The 20,454-nt window shown below is 61.4% G+C and carries 18 protein-coding genes; 12 read left to right on the top strand and 6 right to left on the bottom strand.

The window, feature by feature from the left end:
- Positions 1 to 80: 80 nt before the first annotated feature.
- From relA to ACM6HV_RS24410, 3 genes are all read left to right on the top strand, one after another.
- Positions 81 to 2,324 carry a GTP diphosphokinase gene (gene relA / locus ACM6HV_RS24420; RefSeq protein WP_041067509.1) on the top strand — a complete coding sequence of 748 codons (2,244 nt, stop codon included), beginning with the start codon at positions 81 to 83 and terminating at the stop codon, positions 2,322 to 2,324.
- Between the two features lie 108 nt (positions 2,325 to 2,432).
- Positions 2,433 to 3,266 carry a nucleoside triphosphate pyrophosphohydrolase gene (mazG, locus tag ACM6HV_RS24415; RefSeq protein WP_414905487.1) on the top strand — a complete coding sequence of 278 codons (834 nt, stop codon included), beginning with the start codon at positions 2,433 to 2,435 and terminating at the stop codon, positions 3,264 to 3,266.
- Between the two features lie 26 nt (positions 3,267 to 3,292).
- Complete coding sequence (locus ACM6HV_RS24410; RefSeq protein ID WP_007968960.1) at positions 3,293 to 3,835, top strand: DUF2058 domain-containing protein; 543 nt, start codon at positions 3,293 to 3,295, stop codon at positions 3,833 to 3,835.
- A gap of 139 nt (positions 3,836 to 3,974) precedes the next feature.
- Here the strand turns inward: ACM6HV_RS24410 and ACM6HV_RS24405 are convergent, their stop codons facing one another.
- The 6 genes from ACM6HV_RS24405 to ACM6HV_RS24380 form a co-directional block, all read right to left on the bottom strand.
- On the bottom strand, positions 3,975 to 4,163 hold the full coding sequence (locus ACM6HV_RS24405) for a hypothetical protein (protein ID WP_003227153.1): 189 nt from the start codon (positions 4,161 to 4,163) through the stop codon (positions 3,975 to 3,977).
- A gap of 385 nt (positions 4,164 to 4,548) precedes the next feature.
- Positions 4,549 to 5,769, bottom strand: a complete 1,221-nt coding sequence (gene fabB, locus ACM6HV_RS24400) for a beta-ketoacyl-ACP synthase I (protein ID WP_003227152.1) — start codon at positions 5,767 to 5,769, stop codon at positions 4,549 to 4,551.
- Between the two features lie 11 nt (positions 5,770 to 5,780).
- Positions 5,781 to 6,296, bottom strand: a complete 516-nt coding sequence (fabA, locus tag ACM6HV_RS24395) for a 3-hydroxyacyl-[acyl-carrier-protein] dehydratase FabA (RefSeq protein ID WP_003227150.1) — start codon at positions 6,294 to 6,296, stop codon at positions 5,781 to 5,783.
- Positions 6,297 to 6,543: 247 nt separating this feature from the next.
- Positions 6,544 to 8,448: a response regulator gene (locus ACM6HV_RS24390; RefSeq protein ID WP_414905486.1), complete on the bottom strand. Its 1,905-nt coding sequence runs from the start codon at positions 8,446 to 8,448 to the stop codon at positions 6,544 to 6,546.
- The gene (locus ACM6HV_RS24385; protein WP_414905485.1) at positions 8,445 to 9,377 is read right to left on the bottom strand and encodes an ABC transporter substrate-binding protein; all 933 of its coding nucleotides are present in this window, start codon (positions 9,375 to 9,377) and stop codon (positions 8,445 to 8,447) included. The genes ACM6HV_RS24390 and ACM6HV_RS24385 overlap by 4 nt, the downstream gene beginning before the upstream one ends.
- A 1-nt stretch (position 9,378) precedes the next feature.
- On the bottom strand, positions 9,379 to 11,502 hold the full coding sequence (locus tag ACM6HV_RS24380; RefSeq protein ID WP_414905484.1) for a TonB-dependent receptor plug domain-containing protein: 2,124 nt from the start codon (positions 11,500 to 11,502) through the stop codon (positions 9,379 to 9,381).
- 196 nt (positions 11,503 to 11,698) lie between these two features.
- On the opposite strand from ACM6HV_RS24380, the gene ACM6HV_RS24375 reads away from it, so the two are divergent.
- The 9 genes from ACM6HV_RS24375 to ACM6HV_RS24335 all read left to right on the top strand — a co-directional run bounded on the left by ACM6HV_RS24375 (position 11,699) and on the right by ACM6HV_RS24335 (position 19,795).
- The gene (locus tag ACM6HV_RS24375) at positions 11,699 to 12,724 is read left to right on the top strand and encodes an NAD(P)H-dependent glycerol-3-phosphate dehydrogenase (RefSeq protein ID WP_047295760.1); all 1,026 of its coding nucleotides are present in this window, start codon (positions 11,699 to 11,701) and stop codon (positions 12,722 to 12,724) included.
- 18 nt (positions 12,725 to 12,742) lie between these two features.
- A complete protein-coding gene (locus ACM6HV_RS24370; protein WP_007968953.1) occupies positions 12,743 to 13,090 on the top strand; it encodes a DUF4389 domain-containing protein in 348 nt (115 codons plus the stop codon).
- Positions 13,087 to 13,539 (top strand): phosphohistidine phosphatase SixA, encoded by a 453-nt coding sequence (gene sixA / locus ACM6HV_RS24365; RefSeq protein ID WP_414905483.1) that lies wholly within the window; start codon positions 13,087 to 13,089, stop codon positions 13,537 to 13,539. The genes ACM6HV_RS24370 and sixA overlap by 4 nt, the downstream gene beginning before the upstream one ends.
- 160 nt (positions 13,540 to 13,699) lie before the next feature.
- Positions 13,700 to 15,355 carry an AMP-binding protein gene (locus tag ACM6HV_RS24360; RefSeq protein WP_414905482.1) on the top strand — a complete coding sequence of 552 codons (1,656 nt, stop codon included), beginning with the start codon at positions 13,700 to 13,702 and terminating at the stop codon, positions 15,353 to 15,355.
- A gap of 31 nt (positions 15,356 to 15,386) precedes the next feature.
- A complete protein-coding gene (locus ACM6HV_RS24355) occupies positions 15,387 to 15,830 on the top strand; it encodes a hotdog fold thioesterase (RefSeq protein WP_414905481.1) in 444 nt (147 codons plus the stop codon).
- A 275-nt stretch (positions 15,831 to 16,105) separates the two neighbouring features.
- Positions 16,106 to 16,912 (top strand): alpha/beta fold hydrolase, encoded by an 807-nt coding sequence (locus ACM6HV_RS24350; protein WP_414905480.1) that lies wholly within the window; start codon positions 16,106 to 16,108, stop codon positions 16,910 to 16,912.
- Positions 16,909 to 17,763, top strand: coding sequence for an alpha/beta hydrolase (locus ACM6HV_RS24345; protein ID WP_414905479.1), 855 nt, complete (start codon positions 16,909 to 16,911; stop codon positions 17,761 to 17,763). Before ACM6HV_RS24350 ends, ACM6HV_RS24345 begins: the two co-directional genes overlap by 4 nt.
- A 115-nt stretch (positions 17,764 to 17,878) precedes the next feature.
- Positions 17,879 to 18,685: a DUF4892 domain-containing protein gene (locus ACM6HV_RS24340; RefSeq protein WP_414905478.1), complete on the top strand. Its 807-nt coding sequence runs from the start codon at positions 17,879 to 17,881 to the stop codon at positions 18,683 to 18,685.
- 69 nt (positions 18,686 to 18,754) lie between these two features.
- The gene (locus ACM6HV_RS24335) at positions 18,755 to 19,795 is read left to right on the top strand and encodes an AI-2E family transporter (protein WP_414905477.1); all 1,041 of its coding nucleotides are present in this window, start codon (positions 18,755 to 18,757) and stop codon (positions 19,793 to 19,795) included.
- Positions 19,796 to 20,454 lie beyond the last annotated feature (659 nt).

Genomic DNA, 20,454 nt, shown 5'->3' with positions numbered 1-20,454 from the left:
TCAGCCCCGCGAGCGCAAACGGGCATTAGGGATCAGCGATTTGACGCATTGAATCTGCGTCGTAGGGAAGGTAAAGCAGCATGGTACAGGTGAGAGCACACCAGCCGATCAACACCGACGGCAGTATCAATCTCGAGGCTTGGCTCGATCACGCGGTCAGTGTCGACATGGCACTGGATCGCGAAGCCTTGAAAGAAGCCTGCGAGTTCGCTCGCGAGGCCGAACAGCAGTCCAATGCCAAGAAGAATCTGTGGGCCGAGGGCAGCGGCAGTTTCAGTACGGGCCTGGAGATCGCCGAGATCCTCGCCGACCTCAAGCTCGACCAGGATTCGCTGGTCGCGGCGGTGCTGTACCGCGGCGTGCGTGAAGGCCAGATTGAACTCGCGGCCGTCAGCCAGCGTTTCGGTCCGGTGGTGGCCAAGCTGATCGACGGCGTGCAGCGCATGGCGGCGATCAGTGCCAGCCTCAGCCCGCGCCAGTCGATGGTGATGGGCACCCAGGGCCAGGTGGAAAACCTGCGCAAGATGCTGGTGGCGATGGTTGACGACGTCCGCGTCGCGCTGATCAAACTGGCCGAACGTACCTGCGCGATCCGTGCGGTAAAAACCGCCGACGACGAGAAGCGTAACCGTGTCGCTCGGGAAGTCTTCGACATCTATGCGCCGCTCGCGCACCGACTCGGCATCGGCCATATCAAGTGGGAACTGGAGGACTTGTCCTTCCGTTACCTGGAACCCGATCAATACAAACAGATCGCCAAGCTGCTCCACGAGCGGCGGCTGGACCGTGAGCGCTTCATCAGCGATGTGATGACCCAGCTCAAGGATGAATTGCAGGCCACCGGCGTCGACGCCGACATCAGCGGCCGGGCCAAACACATTTATTCGATCTGGCGCAAAATGCAGCGCAAGGGTCTGGAGTTCAGCCAGATCTACGACGTGCGCGCGGTGCGCGTGCTGGTGCCGGAAATGCGCGACTGCTACACCGCGCTCGGCATCGTCCACACCCTGTGGCGGCACATCCCGAAAGAGTTCGACGACTACATCGCCAACCCGAAAGAGAACGGCTACCGCTCGCTGCACACGGCGGTGATCGGTCCGGAGGGCAAGGTGCTTGAGGTGCAGATTCGTACCCACGCCATGCACGAGGAGGCCGAGCTGGGCGTGTGCGCGCACTGGCGCTACAAGGGCACCGACGTCAAATCCGGCTCCAATCACTACGAAGAGAAAATCTCCTGGCTGCGTCAGGTCCTCGAGTGGCATGAAGAGCTGGGTGATATCGGTGGTCTGGCCGAACAGCTGCGGGTCGATATCGAACCGGATCGGGTCTACATCTTCACCCCGGACGGCCACGCCATCGACTTGCCGAAAGGCGCGACACCGCTGGACTTTGCCTACCGCGTGCACACCGAGATCGGTCACAACTGCCGTGGCGCCAAGATCAACGGGCGGATCGTGCCGCTCAACTACAGCCTGCAGACCGGTGAACAGGTCGAGATCATCACCAGCAAGCACGGTACGCCGAGCCGCGACTGGCTGAACCCGAACCTGGGCTATGTCACCACCTCCCGGGCGCGGGCGAAGATTGTTCACTGGTTCAAGTTGCAGGCCCGTGACCAGAACGTCGCGGCGGGTAAAACCCTGATCGAGCGCGAACTCAATCGCCTCGGTCTGCCGGCGGTGGATTTCGACAAGCTGGCCGAAAAGGCCAACATGAAAACCGCCGAAGACATGTTCGCCGCCCTCGGTGCCGGCGACCTGCGTCTGGCGCAACTGGTCAACCTGGCGCAGCAACTGGTCGAGCCGGAACGCGGCAACGAACAACTGGAGCTGATTCCGCGCAAAGCGACCGGTTACAAGCCGGGCAAGCGCGGCGACATCCAGATCCAGGGCGTCGGCAACCTGATGACGCAGATGGCCGGCTGCTGCCAGCCGCTGCCGGGCGACGCGATTGTCGGTTACATCACCCAGGGCCGCGGCGTGAGCATCCACCGTCAGGACTGCGCCTCGGTGTTGCAACTGGCGGGGCGCGAGCCTGAGCGGATCATCCAGGTCAGCTGGGGCCCGGTGCCGGTGCTCACCTATCCGGTGGACATTGTCATCCGCGCTTACGACCGTTCCGGTCTGCTGCGTGACGTCTCGCAGGTGCTGCTCAACGAGCGCATCAACGTGCTGGCGGTCAACACCCGCTCGAACAAGGAGGACAACACCGCGCTGATGTCCCTGACCATCGAGATTCCGGGGCTGGATGCGCTGGGACGTTTGCTGGGGCGGATTTCGCAGTTGCCGAACATCATCGAAACGCGGCGTAACCGTACCCCATAACGCGGTCCCCTGTAGGAGCTGCCGAAGGCTGCGATCTTTTGATCTTGAAAATCAAAATCAAAAGATCGCAGCCTTCGGCAGCTCCTACACGGTTGAGTGAGATTTTGTATGCACAGCCTTGAAGACCTGCTCCACCTGATGAACCGCCTGCGTGACCCGCAGTACGGTTGCCCGTGGGACATCAAGCAAACCTACGCGACCATCGTTCCGCACACCCTCGAAGAAGCCTACGAAGTGGCCGACGCCATCGAGCGTGGTGACTTCGATCACTTGCAGGGCGAGCTGGGTGATCTGCTGTTTCAGGTGGTTTATTACAGCCAGCTGGCCCGGGAAGAAGGGCGCTTCGAATTTGCCGGGGTGGTCGACAGCATCACCCGCAAGCTGATCCGCCGCCATCCGCACGTCTTCCCCACCGGCGATCTGTATGCGCCGCTGGACGTACCACGCCTGAGCGAAGAGCAGGTCAAGCAGCGCTGGGAAGAGATCAAGGCCGAAGAACGCGCCGAGAAATCCGCCGCGCCCGAGCAGCTGTCACTGCTCGATGATGTACCTGCCGCGCTGCCGGCACTGTCGCGTTCGGCCAAGTTGCAAAAGCGTGCCGGGCAGGTCGGTTTCGACTGGCCGGATGCGTTGCCGGTGCTGGACAAAGTGCGCGAAGAGCTCGATGAAGTGCTCGAGGCCATGTCCGAAAATGATCCCCAAGCGGTGGCCGACGAGATCGGCGACCTGCTGTTTTCCGTGGTCAATCTGGCCCGGCATCTGAAGGTCGATCCGGAAACCGCGCTGCGTAGCGCCAACGCCAAGTTTGAACGACGTTTCCGTTTTATCGAACAGGCATTGCGCGACACCCGTCGTCCCATGGAAGATTGCACCCTCGAAGAGTTGGACGCCCTGTGGGGTGAAGCCAAACGCCAGGAAAAGAATCTGCCCAGCTGCGGCTGAGCCGTTGCCCAAGTGAGTAAGCATTAATGAGCCTTTCCCTTCGCGACCAGTTGCTCAAAGCAGGCCTGGTCAACCAAAAGCAGGCCAAGCAGGTCAGCAAAGACAAGCAGAAGCAACAGCGCTTGGCCCACAAAGGGCAGGCCGAACTGGATGATTCGCAGCAGCGCGCCGCTCAGGAAGCCATGGCCGAGAAGGTCAAGCGCGACCAGGAGCTGAACCGTCAGCAGCAGGAGAAGGCCGAGGCCAAGGCCCGTGCCGCGCAGGTCAAGCAGTTGATCGAAGTCTCGCGTCTGCCGAAGCTGACCACTGAGGACTACTACAACTTCGTTGACGACAAGAAGGTCAAGCGTATCTCGGTCAACACGCTGATGCGCAACAAACTCAGCAGCGGTTCGCTGGCGATCGTGCACCATGCCGGCGGTTACGAAGTGATCCCCCGTGAAGCGGCCCTGAAGATCCAGGAGCGCGACCCGCAGCGTATCGTGCAGCTCAACGTGCAGACCGAAGAGGTCAATGCCGAGGACGATCCGTACGCGGCCTATCAGATCCCTGATGACCTGATGTGGTAAACCGATAAAGCTGTAATAACGACAAACTGTGGCGAGGGAGCTTGCTCCCGCCGGGGCGCGGAGCGGCCCTTGTTTTAAAGCAGGGGCTGCTGCGCAGTCCAGCGGGAGCAAGCTCCCTCGCCACAGGTTCAATATTCGCCTAAGCGGATTTCAGATCCCGCTGCTGTTCCTGCAGTTCAAGTTCGGCCTTGTAGTTGTGGGCGTCGATCTCGTTGTGGAACATGCCGACCAGCAAGTCTTGTTGATGCACATCCCAGATCCGTACACCGGCGGCTACGCCTTCATGGGACATGTGTGAATCGTCGCGTTCAGTTACTTTTACAGTCATCTGCTAGCTCCAAATCTCAAGTTATCTGCAGCAAGGCGTGTGCAGGACTCTTTTATATGATTTGTTAGCTTGCTAAGTAAACGCTTGATTTGCGCAAGGTGTTGTTACGGTTTTTGCAACAGTGCTGCAGCCCGCTAAATCCGCGACATTCGGTCGCAGGGCGGGAAGTTGCATGACAGAAGTTTCATCTTGGAGGCTACTGATGTCCTCTGTAGGAGCTGCCGCAGGCTGCGATCTTTTGACTTTGATTTTTAAAGACAAGATCAAAAGATCGCAGCCTTCGGCAGCTCCTACAGGGCTTATGCATTACTCAGTCATTTCTGCAGACCAAAAAAAAGCCCCGAACCAGTCGGGGCGTTTTCCTGTGTGGCGCAAGCCTGGGGAATTACTTGCCTTCCCAGCGCTTCAGTACCAGCGTGGCGTTGGTGCCGCCGAAACCGAAGCTGTTGCTCATCACGGTGTTGATGGTGGCGTTCTCGCGGGTCTTGGTCAGCACCGGCAGATCGGCCACTTCAGGGTCCAGCTCGTCGATGTTGGCGGAACCGGCAATGAAGTTGCCTTCCATCATCAGCATGCAGTAGATCGCTTCGTGAACGCCAGCGGCGCCCAAGGAGTGACCGGACAGGCTCTTGGTCGAGCTGATCGCAGGCGCTTTGTCGCCGAACACTTCACGCACACCTTTCATTTCCGCGACGTCGCCGACCGGAGTCGAAGTGCCGTGGGTGTTCAGGTAGTCGATCGGGGTGTCGACGGTGGACATTGCCATCTGCATGCAGCGGATCGCGCCTTCGCCACTTGGGGCAACCATGTCGTAGCCATCGGACGTTGCGCCGTAGCCAACGATTTCGGCGTAGATCTTGGCGCCACGGGCCAGCGCATGTTCCAGCTCTTCAACCACGACCATACCGCCACCGCCAGCGATGACGAAACCGTCACGGTCGGCGTCGTAGGCGCGGGAAGCTTGTTCCGGGGTGTCGTTGCGCTTGCTGGACAGGGCGCCCATCGCGTCGAACAGGAACGACTGGCTCCAGTGCTCTTCTTCACCACCACCGGCGAAGACGATGTCCTGCTTGCCCATCTGGATCTGTTCCATGGCGGTACCGATGCAGTGAGCACTGGTGGCGCAGGCAGAAGCGATGGAGTAGTTCAGGCCCTTGATCTTGAACGGCGTGGCCAGGCAGGCGGAAACGGTGCTGCTCATGGTCCGCGTTACACGGTATGGGCCGACGCGTTTCACACCTTTCTCGCGCAGGATGTCCAGCGCTTCCATCTGGTTCAGGGTCGACGCGCCGCCGGAACCGGCGATCAGGCCGGTACGCGGGTTGGACACTTGCTCTTCGGTCAGGCCGGAGTCAGCAATGGCGTCTTTCATGGCCAGGTAGGCGTAAGCCGCTGCGTGGCCGACGAAACGATAGATCTTGCGATCGATCAGTTCTTCAAGGTTGAGGTCGATGGAGCCGGAAACCTGGCTACGCAGACCCATTTCAGCATATTCCGGGTTGAACCGGATGCCAGGGCGGCTTGCACGCAGGTTAGCGGAGACGGTCTCTTTGTCATTGCCCAGGCACGAAACAATGCCCAGACCAGTGATAACGACGCGGCGCATGCGAATAACCCTTAGAAGTTGTCAGTGGAGGTGAACACGCCGACGCGAAGGCCTTCGGCGGTGTAGATTTCGCGACCGTCGACAGTCACCGAACCATCGGCGATGGCCAGGTTCAGCTTGCCCTTGAGGACGCGTTTGATATGGATGTTGTAGGTGACTTTCTTGGCGGTCGGCAGGACCTGGCCGAAGAATTTCACTTCGCCTGAACCCAGCGCACGGCCACGGCCCGGCAGGCCTTGCCAGCCCAGGAAGAAACCGACCAGTTGCCACATGGCGTCCAGACCGAGGCAGCCCGGCATCACCGGATCGCCTTCGAAGTGGCACGCGAAGAACCACAGGTCAGGGTTGATATCCAGCTCGGCGACCAATTCACCTTTGCCGTACTTGCCGCCTTCTTCGCTGATCAGGGTGATGCGATCCACCATCAGCATGTTCGGGGCGGGCAGTTGCGCGTTACCTGGGCCGAACAGCTCACCGCGACTGCAGCGCAGCAGGTCTTCCCGAGTAAAGGCGTTTTGTTTGGTCATGCGAGCTCCTCAATAATCCCATGCGGCAGGTGGGGCAAATCTTCCCGGCCGATCGACGCGTTCATGCCTCGTACCGGCAGCCTACTCATAGACTATTGCGTTGTGGTGAAAGTCACAGCACCAAGGACATGAATGTACACTTGTGCACTGAAATTTTTATTCAAGCCCCTTTTGAGGCTCGTTCGGGTGCCTAAGACTGCCGCACTTTCGCTTTTCACGCCAGTCGCAGATGGTCGAAAAACCGTCACTACTGCACCCAGCGCTGCAGAATCTGTTGTAGGTCATTGCGTTTGAACGGCTTCGCCAGGTAATCGTTCATGCCCGCCGACAGGCAGGTTTCGCGGTCGCCCTGCAGCGCGTTGGCGGTCAGTGCGATGATCGGCACCTCGCCGCGTCCAGGCAGTTGGCGAATCTGCCGGGTCGCCTCATAGCCGTCGATGATCGGCAGCCGGCAGTCCATCAGAATCACTTCGAAATCATTGCCTTCAGCGCTGCGCACCGCTTGCGCGCCATCGGTGGCGACGCTGACGGCGAAGCCAAGGCTGCGCAGCATCGCCTCGATAACGGTCTGGTTGACCGGATTGTCCTCCACCAGCAGCACATTGCGCCCCTCACCATGCCCGTTGCCATTGGCTGCGCGCGGTGCCGCCAGTTGCGGTAGCGACTGCTTATATAAGGCCAGCGGGATTTCCAGGGTGAACACCGATCCCAGGCCTTCTTCACTTTGTGCGCGCAACGTTCCGCCCATGCGTTCGGCCAGGGTGCGGGCGATCGGCAGGCCGAGGCCGGTGCCGCCATAGCGCCGGGAAATTGAACTGTCAGCCTGCTGGAAGGCGTTGAACATCAACTCCAGACTTTCCGAGGAGATGCCGATGCCGCTGTCACGCACCGAACAGGTGAACCACAGCAACTCGTGATCCAGCGACTGCCATTGCGCTTCGATACTGACCCGGCCACGCTCGGTGAACTTCAACGCGTTGCCCACCAGGTTGACCAGAATCTGCCGGATCCGCGTCGGGTCGCCCTGCACCTGCAAGGCGCGCATGTCCTCGGGGATCCGCAGGTTCAGGTCCAGGCCACGCTGCACCGCGCTGTGTTGGAACGACTGGGCACACGCGCCGATCAGGTCGGCGAGGTTGAATGGAATGTGCTCAAGCTCCAGCTCCGAGCGTTCGATCCGCGAAAAGTCGAGAATGTCATTGATGACTTTCAGCAGGTGTTCGGTGGACTCGGAAGCGAGCGCCGCGTACTCGATCTGCTCCTCGGTCATGTCCGTGGTTTCCAGCAACTGCAACATGCCCAGCACGCCGTTCATGGGGGTGCGCAGTTCGTGGCTCATCATCGCCAGGAAATCGGATTTGGCATTGTTGGCCTTTTCCGCTTCTTCGCGGGTCTGGATCAGTTGCGCCATCGCCTGATGCTGTTCGCGGCTGGCCTGTTCCAGTGCCTGGGCGAGGTTGTTGATGTGCTGCGACAGGGCGCCCAGTTCCGTGTCATCGACAATCGGCAGCGGGGTCTTGTAGTCGCCTTGCTGAATCGCCTTGACCGCGTTGCCGATATCGCGGATCGGCGCCGACAGGCTGCCGGCCAGACGCCGCGCCAGCACAAACGTGAAGAGCAGGGCGAACAACGCCAGAATCCCGGCCTTGAACAGAATTTCCTGCTGGCGCTGACTGAAGGCATCGTTGGACAGACCGACGATCACCCGGCCCAGATAGTCCTCGCTGGTCACGTTGTTGCTGGCTTTGGCGTCGTGGAAAAAGTCGCTGTTGAGGGCGATCCGTTGCAAGCGCACCGGGGCCTGGAACACTTCGACCTGATGCGGTCGGTTGTGCGCGTCGGCGGCCTGTTCTACGTAGGCCAGGATCCGGTTGGCGCTGTCCTGTACTTCCAGAAAACGCACGTTTGGTGTGGCCAGGGTCGCTTTGAGCAGGCTCTCCAGCACTTCGTTGTTGCCGGAAATCACCCCGTACTCGGTGGCGGGCGCCAGTTGGTTGGCGATCAGTTGCCCGGTGTGATTGAGCTCCTGCCGCAAATCCTGAATCCGCACGAAGGTAAAGAAACTGATCAGCAGCAGCGTGAGCAGCAGGGCCGGGCCGAGGCTGATCAATTGCGTGCGGGTGTTGATGTCCCAGCGGCGACGCAGATTCATGGGTGGCTTTCTCCTTCAGCCAGCTGGCGGGCGACAGACGCTTCATCGATTGGCTCGATACCCAGGGAACGAGCGACCTGCGCATTACTTGAGACCTTGAAGCGATCGGGGTAGAGCGCGCGCGGCCATGTTGCCGGGGGGCGGTCCAGCAACCCGTCAAGGATCGCCAGCCAGTCGGGCTGATCGCTGTAAGTGCTGGCGAGGCTGCCGGCACGCACGAACGCAACGTTCGGCCCGACCAGCGCCACTTGCCGGGAGTAACTGCTGAGCAACAGGTTTTTCACGGTTTTCGGGTTGTACAGGTCGGGGTCGTCGAGGCCCAGCAGCACCTCGCTGTTTCTCAGCACGCCTTGCAACGGGCGACTGTCCTGGGTGTTGTCCCAGCGCTGGCTGACGATTTGCAGATTCAGCGGCGCTGCGGCCTGATGCAGCTCCTTGAGCAGGAATTCGCTGTGCTGGTCGAACAGCACGCCGACCCGCCGCACCTGCGGCAGAATCCGCCGAATCAATTGCAGTTGCCGCCCCAGCGGCGGATCGCTCCACAGCAGACTCAAGTGCGGTGGCTGTGCGGCACCCAGGCGTTTGCGCGCTTGCAGACGACTGATGCGCAACACCAGCGTCGCCGGCCCCTGAGACTCCTGCAGGCGCCAATCGAGACTGGGCAGATCGAGCAGAATCATCCGCAAATTGCCCGGCAACTTGCCCGGCGCCGGCAGGCTGGCCAGCGGCTGAAACCGCACGTTGTCGGTGGGGCGCAGCTCGCTCAGGGCCTGGACGAAGGCTTGTACCCCGGGGCTTTCTTCGGCGCCGGTCAACAGGATATCAGCGGCTTGCACCGCCACGCCGTGCAGCCACGCGGTCAAGAACAGACACGCACCCGCCAGCCAGTGGCCAAGGGTGGGCGTCTTGTTTGCCGTGGCGTAGCGCACCCTAGAACTCCAGCTCGGCGCTGAAATACAGCACCCGGCGCTCGTCGTACTGGTTGTCGACGAAAGTGGTCGGTTCGTTGTCGAGCCGCTGTTGCAGCACGCCGGCCAGTTGCAATTGCGCCTTGCCCAGCGGGATGCGTTTGGCGATGCGCGTGTCGACCCGTTCGAAGCGGTAGCCGTTGAGCGCATTGTCGCCGTAATAGAAGAGGGCGCTGTTCCAGCCGTGGCCCCAGTCGCGCAGCCAGCCGGCAGAGCCGCTGTTGCGCGAGGTGAATTGCTGATCCAGCGGATTGCTCGCCTCGGCATCGACGTAGGCATAAGTGAAGCGCAGGCGATCAATCATGCTCAGGCGCCAGTCGAGTTGGGTTTCGCTGCCGCGAAAGCGTGAGCTGTTGGCGTTGCTGGCGATGTACTGGTTGTTGCGCAGCGGCTCGCTGATCATCCCGGTGATTTCGTCGTAGAACAGCTTCACGTCCACGGCCAGCCCCCACTCGGCGAAATAGCCGTTGTAGCCCAACTCGCGCGAGCGCATGTGTTCCTGATCGAGATTGCCCGGGCCACGGGTCTTGACGAAGTAGCGCGCCGAAGACTGGCCATAGGCGGACGGCCGCAGGTTGCTCACCTGATAGCTCCAGTTGACGTTGTTCTCGAACATGTCCGGCGAGCGGATCGCCTCCGAGTACACCGCGCGCAGGCCATGGCGTGGGTTGATCAGGTAGTTGACGGCGAACCGGGGCGTCAGCGAACTGCCGATCAGTTGGGTGTTTTCAAACATGGCGCCGCCCTGCAACAGCCAGTGTTCACTGGCGCGCCACTCCAGTTGGCCGAACGCGCGCCAGGTGGTGTCGTCCAGCGTGCCGTTGAAGTAGGTCTCGGAGTCGGCCCGGTCGTAACGATAGTTCATGCCGCTGACCAGTCGCAGGCTGTCGGACAGGCTGAGCGTGTCCTGCAATTCCAGATCGTAGCGCGACTCGCGGGCGCTTTGGTCGATGTCGCCACACAAGGTCTGGCTGGCACCGTTGCGCCATTGATCCAGCACTTGATTGGCCAGGGCCATTTCCTGTGGCGTTCCGGCTTCCGGGCCGGGGCCGGTGAAGCGGGTGATGTTGCGTGCCAGCCGTTCGGTGTAGTTCGGGTTGAGCTGCCACAGTTGTGTCAGTTGCGGGCTGAACGACACTTCGGCATCACAGGCACGCCACACCTGTTGACGATCCCAGTGCTGCGCCGAGCCTTGTATATAAAGGCTGTGTTGCGGATTGATGTCGAGATTCCAGCGCACCGAGCCGGCGTAATCCTTGGCGACCACGTCGGAATTGTTCCCGGCAGCGGTAATCCCCGAGAACACCGGGCGGTAGGTATAAGGGCGCTGGTTGGTACCGTCCTTTGCATTGACCTGCCAGTCGAGGCTCTGGTTGTCACTCAGAGTCTGGCTGACGGCGAGGCTGAAGCGGTTCAAACGGCGGCTGTCACGGTAATCGGCGCCGGTGCGGTCGCTGTCAAAACCGTCGTCTTCCTGGCCGGACAGCGACAGACGCAGGTCGCCGCCATTCCAGCCCGTGCCCTGGCTGGCATAGAAATCGTTGATACCGCGCTGGCCACGGGTGACCTTCAGCCGAGTGCCGTGGCTGTCCGCCGGGTTGCGGGTGATGATGTTGACCACCGCCATCAGCGCGTTGGCACCGTAGCTGACAGTGTTCGGCCCACGGAAAACCTCGATGCGCTCGATGTCTTCCATGGCCACCGGAATGTCGCTCCAGTCCACCGTGGCCAGGCCCGCGCGGTACACCGAGCGGCCATCGATCAGCACCTGCATGCGTCGCGCTTCGCTGGCATTGGTCCCGTGATAGTTGACCGCCGCCTGATTGCCGCTGATGTTGCCGACCATCATTCCCGGCACCAGCCGCAGCAACTCACTGATGTCGCGGGCGCCACTGGCGTTGATCAGCTCACTGTCAAGTACGGTCATGCTCCCCGGCACTTCCGCCGGTGTCTGTTTCAGGCGTGTGGCCGTCAGCACCTGCGGCAGCGTTTCGCTGTCGACAAACAGGTCGTCCGCCTGCAACACCGGGCTGAACAGCAGCGCCAGCAACAGGGACGAACGTGAGGGGGGAGAGCCAAAAGACACGACACAGCCTTGATCACAAAGAATTGGCGCGCATGTTAACCGAGCACAGTGACTTTTCCAGTCACGATGCTGGCATTTTCCTAGGTTTTATTGGTCTTCTTCCTACAAGTGCCGGTAATTGACGCAGGGGCTGGCCGCGCTCCGGTCGCCCCGTATAATGCCGGCATCGCCACTGGTATGGATTAACGGATTGCATATGACTGAACAGCGCCCGATTGCGGTCCTGGGAGGCGGAAGTTTTGGTACCGCCGTGGCCAATCTTTTGGCCGAGAACGGCCATCAAGTCCTGCAGTGGATGCGCGACCCCGAGCAGGCCGAGGCCATCCGGGTCAATCGCGAGAACCCGCGTTACCTCAAAGGCATCAAGATTCTGCCGGGGGTGACTGCGGTCACGGACCTGCAGGCCACCCTCGACGCCTGCGAGCTGTGCTTCGTCGCGCTGCCGTCGAGCGCATTGCGCACGGTGTTGGCCGCCCACGCCGAGCGCTTGAGCGGCAAGATGCTGGTCAGCCTGACCAAGGGCATCGAAGCCCACACCTTCAAACTGATGAGCCAGATCCTCGAAGAGATCGCCCCGCAGGCGCGCATCGGTGTGCTGTCCGGGCCGAACCTGGCGCGGGAGATCGCCGAGCACGCGCTGACCGCCACGGTGGTTGCCAGCGAAGACGAAGAACTCTGCAAAGCGGTACAGGCTGCGTTGCATGGTCGCACCTTCCGCGTTTACGCCAGTGCTGACCGTTTCGGCGTCGAACTGGGCGGCGCGTTGAAAAACGTCTACGCGATCATTGCCGGCATGGCGGTGGCGCTGGAGATGGGCGAGAACACCAAGAGCATGCTGATCACTCGCGCCCTGGCCGAGATGACCCGGTTCGCGGTGAACCAGGGCGCCAACCCGATGACCTTCCTCGGTCTGGCCGGGGTCGGTGACTTGATCGTGACCTGCTCGTCACCCAAAAGCCGCAACTACCAGGTCGGGTTTGCCCTCGGTCAGGGCTTGAGCCTTGATGAAGCCGTGTCGCGTCTGGGCGAAGTCGCTGAAGGGGTCAACACCCTGAAAGTGCTCAAGGCCAAGTCCCAGGAGGTTGGCGTGTACATGCCGCTGGTCGCCGGGCTGCATGCGATCCTGTTTGAAGGACGCACGCTGGAGCAGGTGATCGGTCTACTGATGCGGGCCGAACCGAAAACCGACGTCGACTTTATTTCCACCAGCGGTTTCAACTGATTCAACAGGAAGCGAGCCATGAACGATCCGAAAACCGAAGCCAAGTACGAATCCATCCTCCTGCGGGTGCTGTGGATGATCGTCTACGTGCTGGTCTGGCAAGTGGCGCAGTTCATCCTCGGCGCGGTGGTGCTGGTGCAACTGATCTATCGTTTGATTTACGGCGCGCCGAGCGCCAGCTTGATGAACTTCGGCGACAGTCTGAGCCAGTTCCTCGCGCAGATCGGCCGCTTCGGCAGCTTTCACAGCGACCAGAAACCCTGGCCGTTCGCCGACTGGCCGACCCCGCGCGCCCCGGAAGGCGAGGCGCCGCACGCCGTGCCGCCAGCCCCACATCCGGCCCGCGATGAGGAACCCAAGCTATGAAACTCTGGGTATTGCGCCACGGTGAGGCCGTGCCTTATGGCTCGTGCCCCGACTCCGAACGGGCGTTGACCGAACACGGTCGCAAAGAAGCGTTGAGCAGCGCCGCGCAATTGATCGGCCAGCCACTGACGGCGATCTACGCCAGCCCTTATCTGCGTGCGCAACAGACCGCACAGATTGTCCGCGAGGCGCTGGGGTTCGAGCCGGAGATCCGCACGGTCGATTGGCTGAAGCCAGAGAGCGATCCGGACAAGGTCACCGATCAGTTGGTGTCGGTGAGCAATGTGCTGCTGGTCAGCCATAACCCGCTGGTGGGCAATCTGCTCAGCTATCTGCAGCACGGCGCCGGTTATCCGCCGGAGAAGGTCAGCACCGCTGGCCTGGCCGAATTGGAAAGTCCTGAGTTGTTGATTGGCTCGATGACCCTCAACAGCCTCAAGCACCCTTAACAGCAAAAGATCGCAGCCTGCGGCAGCTCCTACATTGATCCGTGTAGGAGCTGCCGCAGGCTGCGATCTTTTGATCTTGTTTCTTTTGGTAAAAAATCCAACCAAGCACTTGCTTGGTTGACTACGCTTGCTCCAGACCCAAAAAACAGGAGCGAGTCGCATGTCTGCCGCCTTCCGTTTGCCGCTGGACGTGTTCTACGAGCGTGAGGCCCGGCATCCGCGCCAGCGTTTTCTGGTGCAGCCCATTGGCGGCGGGCAGGTCGAGACGCTGACCTGGGCCGATGTCGGCCATCAGGCCCGTTGCGCCGCGCACTGGCTGCGCGCACGGGAATTGCCGCAAGGCAGCCACATTGCACTGATCTCGAAAAACTGCGCGCACTGGATCATTGCCGATCTGGCGATCTGGATGGCCGGACACGTCTCGGTGCCGCTGTATCCCAACCTCACTGCAGACTCGGTGAATCAGGTCCTGACACATTCGGAAAGCGTGCTGGCGTTCATCGGCAAGCTCGATGACTGGCCGGGCATGTCGGTCGGTGTGCCGGCGGATTTGCCAACCATCAGTCTGCCGCTGCATCCGCCCGGCGAGTTCGATTTCAGTTGGGATGACCTGCAAGGGAGCTCGCCGATCCAGGACGATCCACGCCCGGCGGCCGAACAACTGGCGACCATCATCTACACCTCCGGCACCACCGGGTTGCCCAAAGGCGTGATGCACAGTTTTGCCAATCTGGGCTTTGCCACGACTCGCGGCACGCAACTGTTCGGGCTCAACGAGCAAGACCGCCTGCTGTCGTACCTGCCGCTGTGCCATGTCGCCGAACGAATGTTCGTTGAACTGGCCGCGATCTATACCGGGCAAACCGTGTTCTTTGCCGAAAGCCTCGACACCTTCATCACCGATCTGCAGCGGGCGCGGCCCACGGCGATGTTCGGCGTGCCGCGCATCTGGACCAAATTCCAGATGGGCGTGTACGGCAAGATCCCGGCCAAGCGCCTGGATTTCCTGCTTGGCCTGCCATTCATTGGCAAGCGGGTCGGGCACAAGGTGTTGGCCGGGTTGGGCCTTGATGCCTTGCGCGTTGCCCTGTCCGGTGCGGCACCGGTGCCGCAGACCCTGCTCAGCTGGTATCGGAAACTCGGCCTCGATGTGCTGGAGGTCTATGGCATGACCGAGAGTTGCGGCTATTCGCACATCTGCCTGCCGGGTCAGTACAAGCAAGGCTGGATCGGCAAGCCGTGCCCGGAGGTCGAGGTGCGGATCGACGAATCCGGTGAGGTGCAGGTGCGCAGTCAGGCGAACATGCTTGGCTATTTCAAGGAGCCGCAGAAAACCGCCGAGACCCTCACCGAAGACGGCTTCCTGCGTACCGGCGACAAGGGCGAGCAGGATGCCGAGGGGCGCTTGCGCCTGACCGGCCGGCTCAAGGAAATCTTCAAGACCAGCAAAGGCAAATACGTGGCCCCGGCGCCGATTGAAAACCGCCTGGCGGTGCATTCGCGGATCGAACAGGTCTGCGTGGTTGGCGATGGCCTGAGTGCGCCGCTGGGCTTGTGCGTGCTGTCGAACGTCAATCAGGAGGAGGCGCGGGCGAGTCTGCATTCGAGCCTGGAGAAGCTGCTCGAAGAGGTCAACGCCGTGCTCGACAAGCACGAGCGCCTGCGCCGACTGGTGGTGGTCAAGGACAGCTGGGCGGTGGAAAACGGCTTTCTCACGCCGACCTTGAAGATCAAGCGCAACGTCATCGAAGACACTTACGGTGCGCGGTTTGAAGAATGGAGCGCGCGCAGCGAGGCGGTGCTGTGGCAGGATTGAGTGACGATCAAAACAACAAAGGAAGCCTGCGATGACCTTGTGGCGCACCACTCCGAACATCGAGCAGTTGAACGCAATCCAGAAAAACACCATCGGCGAAGTGCTGGATATCCGCTTTGAGTCCTTCGACGAAGCGTCGTTGACGGCGAGCATGGTCATCGATCACCGCACCCATCAACCTTATGGTCTGCTGCACGGCGGCGCTTCGGTGGTGCTGGCGGAAACCGTCGGTTCCATGGCCAGTTACCTGTGCATCGATGCCAGCAAATTCTATTGCGTGGGGCTGGAGATCAATGCCAACCATCTGCGCGGTTTGCGCAGCGGGCGGGTGACCGCAGTGGCCTCGCCAATTCACATCGGTCGCACCACGCATGTCTGGGACATTCGCCTGACCAGTGACCAGGGCAAGGCCAGTTGTGTGTCGCGGTTGACCATGGCGGTGGTGCCATTGGGCGAGCAGCCGCCCTCACCCTAACCCTCTCCCGGAGGGAGAGGGGACTGATCGGGCTGGATGTTCGAGTTGCGCCGACCTGAGCTATCGAGCCGAGTTCAGGTTTTGAAATTCATGCAGATCAGCTCCCTTTCCCCCTCGCCCCCTTGGGGGAGAGGGTTGGGGTGTGGGGGAAGCGATCTCCCTGAAACACCATCATGCTGTCCGGACTGTCATCATTCCTGGCAGTTACGGTCATTGCTCAGGGCCGCGCTCTTGCGGACAATCAGCGGCATGTTTCCGTTCATGGATAAGTCCGCATGTCGCAACCGATCTTTTTCACCCACGCCAACGGGTTTCCCTCGGGCACCTATGGCAAGTTGTTCGCGGCGCTGGCGCCCGAGTACCGGGTTGCGCATCTGGAGCAGCATGCCCATGACCCGCGTTTCCCGGCGGACGACAACTGGTACAACCTGGTCGACGAACTGATCCACCATCTGCAGCAGCAAGATCAACCGGTGTGGGGCGTCGGCCATTCCTTTGGCGGCGTGTTGCACCTGCACGCCGCATTGCGCTGCCCAGAGCTGTACCGCGGCGTGGTCATGCTCGACTCGCCGGTGCTGACCCGCACAGACCAGTGGGTGATCCGCGCGGCCAAACGCTTCGGCTTCATCGACAAACTGACCCCGGCCGGACGTACGTTGGGGCGGCGCGAAGAGTTCGCCGATCTCGACACGGCGCGCAGCTATTTTGCCGGCAAGACCCTGTTTCGCGGTTTCGATCCGGAATGTTTCGATGCCTACCTGCAGCACGGGCTGCAGACGGTTGGCGACAGGTTGCGTCTGCGCTTCGACCCGGCCACCGAAATCAGCATCTATCGCGGCGTGCCGCACACCAGTCCCGGTCGCACTCGTCAGCTGAAAGTGCCGCTGGCGGTGGTGCGTGGGCACAAGAGCCGGGTGGTCATGCGTCATCACACGCGGTTCGTCGGGCGCCTGCCCCAGGGTGAAGCCCTGAGCATGCCCGGCGGGCACATGTTCCCGCTCGAACGTCCGCAAGACACCGCGCGCCTGCTCAAGGAGCTGTTTACGCGTTGGGAGCGCCGCCAGCAGAAGGACTGCGCATGAGCCCGACCTTCGAAGACGTGCGCCTGAGCCTGCCGCATATCGAACTGGCGGCGCACTTGTTCGGCCCCGAGGACGGTCTGCCAGTGATCGCCCTGCATGGCTGGCTCGACAACGCCAACAGCTTCGCGCGCCTGGCGCCGAGGCTCAAAGGCCTGCGCATCATTGCCCTGGACATGGCCGGGCATGGGCATTCCGGGCATCGCCCGAACGGCGCCAGTTATGCGCTGTGGGACTACGCCCATGATGTGCTGCAGGTCGCCGAGCAACTGGGCTGGAAACGCTTTGGCCTGCTCGGGCATTCGATGGGCGCTATTGTTTCGCTGGTGCTGGCCGGATCGTTGCCGGAGCGCATCAGCCATCTGGCGCTGATCGATGGGGTGATTCCGCCTACAGACAAAGGCGAAAACGCTGCCGAGCGTATGGGCATGGCCTTGCAGGCGCAGCTGGATCTGCGCGAGAAGCGCAAACCGGTCTACAACACCCTCGATCGTGCCATCGAAGCCCGGATGAAGGGCTTGGTGGCGGTCAGTCGCGAAGCCGCCGAACTGCTGGCGCAGCGCGGCCTGATGCCGGTGCCCGGCGGTTATACCTGGCGCACCGACAATCGCCTGACCCTGCCATCACCGCTGCGCCTGACGCAGGAGCAGGCGATGGCGTTCGTCCAGCGCATCACCTGTCCGGCGCAACTGGTGGTGGCCGCCGACGGCATGCTGGCCAGACATCCGGAGTTGCTGGAGCGTCTACCCTTTAGCCAGGAACAGCTGGCGGGCGGGCATCATCTGCACCTGAACGATGAGTCCGGTGCCGACCTTGTCGCAGACTGTTTCAATCGCTTCTTCGCCATTCCTTGACTTGCACCGGGCAACTGTCGAGGCTGGGCGGGTTGAAATGGGAGACAAACACGATGGATTTCTATACCGCTGCGACCCCGACCCGCCAAGCCATGCCGATCCGATGAGCCTGACTATGCGGTCACTCAGTCTGTTGGCGCTGTGCTGTTTCAGTCCCGTTCTCTTCGCTGCCGATGTGCCGGGCAGCCAGGATCTGCAGATCGTGCCGCGACTGGCCGATGCGCAGATTGTCGACTATCGCCCTCCGGTGGAGCTCGAGCGGATCTATCCGCTGGGCTCGATTCGCAAGATCAGCGGCCAGTTGCGCTTCGACGGCCAGGTCACCGCGCGCGGCCAGACCACTTCGGTCACCTACGAATTGCCGCCTGAGCATTCCGCCACTGAAGCCTTCACTGCTGCTCGCGAAGCCCTGCAAAAGCAGGACGCCGAGTTGCTGTTCTGGTGCCAGGCCCGCGACTGTGGCGAAAGCAGCCTGTGGGCCAATGAAGTGTTCGGCAACTCCAAGCTGTACGGTGCCGACGAGCAACAGGCCTATCTGCTGTTGCGTCTGGCCGCACCGAAGGACAACACCCTGGTGGCGCTCTACAGCATCACCCGTGGCAATCGCAAAGCCTACCTGCATGTCGAACAGTTCGAAGCGGGCGCGCCGTTGGGCGAGTTGCTTCCGACCTCGGCCACGCTGTTGCGACAGCTCAAAAGCACCGGTGAACTGGACTTTCCCAAGCTGACCGGCGACCCGGATGACACCTGGCTACGACTGATTTCCCGTGGCTTGAACCTCGACACCACCCAGCGCGTGACGATTGCCGGGCCGAAGGCCGAGGCCTGGCGTCAGGCATTGATCGGTCAGGGCGTGCGCGCGGCGAGGATGGAGGCGGGGAGCGCCGACGGCGCTGGCCTGCGCATTGATCTGTTGCGATAAGCTGCATCCGACGTGCACGCATGGCGTGTTCGCCTACGCTTTGTCCGACTGACTTCTTCGAGACTTTACATGCTCAATAATGATCGGCTGTTGGTGCAGATCCTCTTGCTGGTGCTGTTTGGTGCCAGCCTTTGGGTGATGGCGCCGTTCTGGTCGGCGCTGTTCTGGGGTGCGGTGCTGGCGTTCGCCAGTTGGCCGCTGATGCGTCTGTTGACCCGTTGGCTCAATGGCCGCGAATCGCTCGCTGCGGCTATTTTGACCCTCGGCTGGATGCTGCTGGTGGCGGCGCCACTGGTGTGGCTGGGGTTCAACCTGGCCGATCACGTGCGCGATGCCACGGCGTTCATCAAGGATGTACAGGTCGACGGCCTGCCGGAAGCACCGGCCTGGCTCGGCAGCGTGCCGCTGGTCGGCGAGCGGCTGGTCGGGGTCTGGAACAGCATCGATCAGCAGGGCGCCGCGCTGATGGTGTCGATCAAGCCGTATCTGGGGCAGGTCGGCAACTGGTTGCTCGCGCGCAGTGCGCAGATCGGCGGCGGGATCCTCGAGCTGACCCTGAGCATTGTCTTCGTGTTCTTTTTCTATCGCGACGGGCCGCGACTGGCGGCGTTTGTGCACGGTTTGCTGCAGCGCCTGATTGGCGAGCGGGCCGGGTATTACATCGAGCTGGTGGCCGGTACCGTGCAGCGGGTGGTCAACGGAGTGATCGGTACGGCAGCGGCGCAGGCGATTCTGGCGTTGATCGGGTTCCTGATTGCCGGGGTTCCTGGGGCGCTGGTGTTGGGGATCGTGACGTTCCTGTTGAGCCTGATTCCGATGGGGCCGCCGTTGGTGTGGATTCCGGCGACGGCCTGGCTGGCGTGGGAGGGCGAGTACGGGATGGCGGTGTTTCTCGGGATCTGGGGCACGTTCATCATCAGTGGCGTGGATAACGTGTTGAAGCCTTATCTGATCAGCCGGGGCGGGAATCTGCCGTTGGTGATTGTGTTGCTTGGGGTATTTGGCGGGTTGATTGCGTTTGGGTTTATCGGGCTGTTTATCGGGCCTACGTTGTTGGCGGTGGCTTATAGTTTGTTGACGGATTGGAGTAAGAGTCAGGCTCGGGTTTAGGCGTTGCGGCAGGCTTTTTTGGGATGGCGGGCATATCCGTTTTTTTGGGTGTTGCGGCTGGCGGTTTCGCCCTTACGGCGAGTCACTTTGGCAAACGCCCCAAAGTAACCAAAGGTCTTGGCCCCGGCGTACGGCCCTCGCCTAGGCTCGGGTTCCTTCGTTGCGGGGTTCATCCGGGGGCATCGCCTCCGGTTTGCTTCGCTGCACCTCCTCTCGATGTGTTTGGCTTCGCCAAACGTCGCTGCGCTCCCACCCCCGGATAAACCCCTCCACTCAGCCTGCCGAAGGGGCCGGCACGGCAAGATCAAGAGCTGCAGCCGAGCTAACGCTCATCCTGTTGAGTGGTGAAAAGCATGCGGTCTGCCTGGACTGCTTTGCTTTTCTGTGGGAGCCAGCCTGCCAGCGAAGGCGGCCTATGGGCCGACCAATTTCCAACAGACCGCACACAATTCACCTGTGGGAGCGAGCCTGCTCGCGAAGGCGGCCTGACAGCCGACCAATCTCCAACTGAACCCACCCAATCCACCTGTGGGAGCTGGCTTGCCAGCGAAGGCGGCCTGACATCCGACCAATTTACAACTGAATACACTCATTTCCACTGTGGGAGCGAGCTTGCTCGCGAAGGCGGCCTGACAGCCGAGCAATCTCCAACTGAACCC

This window comes from Pseudomonas sp. IT-P260, assembly GCF_949768395.1.
GTDB lineage: Bacteria > Pseudomonadota > Gammaproteobacteria > Pseudomonadales > Pseudomonadaceae > Aquipseudomonas > Aquipseudomonas parakoreensis.
The sequence above is the reverse complement of the archived record's forward strand: the minus strand, read 5'-3'. Positions and strand labels throughout refer to the sequence as shown.

What these genes read in the sequence shown, in the direction of transcription:
- relA (WP_041067509.1), top strand. Translation starts at nt 81, where the DNA reads ATGGTACAGGTGAGAGCACACCAGCCGATCAACACCGACGGCAGTATC.
- mazG (WP_414905487.1), top strand. Translation starts at nt 2,433, where the DNA reads ATGCACAGCCTTGAAGACCTGCTCCACCTGATGAACCGCCTGCGTGAC.
- ACM6HV_RS24410 (WP_007968960.1), top strand. Translation starts at nt 3,293, where the DNA reads ATGAGCCTTTCCCTTCGCGACCAGTTGCTCAAAGCAGGCCTGGTCAAC.
- ACM6HV_RS24405 (WP_003227153.1), bottom strand. Translation starts at nt 4,163, where the DNA reads ATGACTGTAAAAGTAACTGAACGCGACGATTCACACATGTCCCATGAA.
- fabB (WP_003227152.1), bottom strand. Translation starts at nt 5,769, where the DNA reads ATGCGCCGCGTCGTTATCACTGGTCTGGGCATTGTTTCGTGCCTGGGC.
- fabA (WP_003227150.1), bottom strand. Translation starts at nt 6,296, where the DNA reads ATGACCAAACAAAACGCCTTTACTCGGGAAGACCTGCTGCGCTGCAGT.
- ACM6HV_RS24390 (WP_414905486.1), bottom strand. Translation starts at nt 8,448, where the DNA reads ATGAATCTGCGTCGCCGCTGGGACATCAACACCCGCACGCAATTGATC.
- ACM6HV_RS24375 (WP_047295760.1), top strand. Translation starts at nt 11,699, where the DNA reads ATGACTGAACAGCGCCCGATTGCGGTCCTGGGAGGCGGAAGTTTTGGT.
- ACM6HV_RS24370 (WP_007968953.1), top strand. Translation starts at nt 12,743, where the DNA reads ATGAACGATCCGAAAACCGAAGCCAAGTACGAATCCATCCTCCTGCGG.
- sixA (WP_414905483.1), top strand. Translation starts at nt 13,087, where the DNA reads ATGAAACTCTGGGTATTGCGCCACGGTGAGGCCGTGCCTTATGGCTCG.
- ACM6HV_RS24360 (WP_414905482.1), top strand. Translation starts at nt 13,700, where the DNA reads ATGTCTGCCGCCTTCCGTTTGCCGCTGGACGTGTTCTACGAGCGTGAG.
- ACM6HV_RS24355 (WP_414905481.1), top strand. Translation starts at nt 15,387, where the DNA reads ATGACCTTGTGGCGCACCACTCCGAACATCGAGCAGTTGAACGCAATC.
- ACM6HV_RS24350 (WP_414905480.1), top strand. Translation starts at nt 16,106, where the DNA reads ATGTCGCAACCGATCTTTTTCACCCACGCCAACGGGTTTCCCTCGGGC.
- ACM6HV_RS24345 (WP_414905479.1), top strand. Translation starts at nt 16,909, where the DNA reads ATGAGCCCGACCTTCGAAGACGTGCGCCTGAGCCTGCCGCATATCGAA.
- ACM6HV_RS24340 (WP_414905478.1), top strand. Translation starts at nt 17,879, where the DNA reads ATGCGGTCACTCAGTCTGTTGGCGCTGTGCTGTTTCAGTCCCGTTCTC.
- ACM6HV_RS24335 (WP_414905477.1), top strand. Translation starts at nt 18,755, where the DNA reads ATGCTCAATAATGATCGGCTGTTGGTGCAGATCCTCTTGCTGGTGCTG.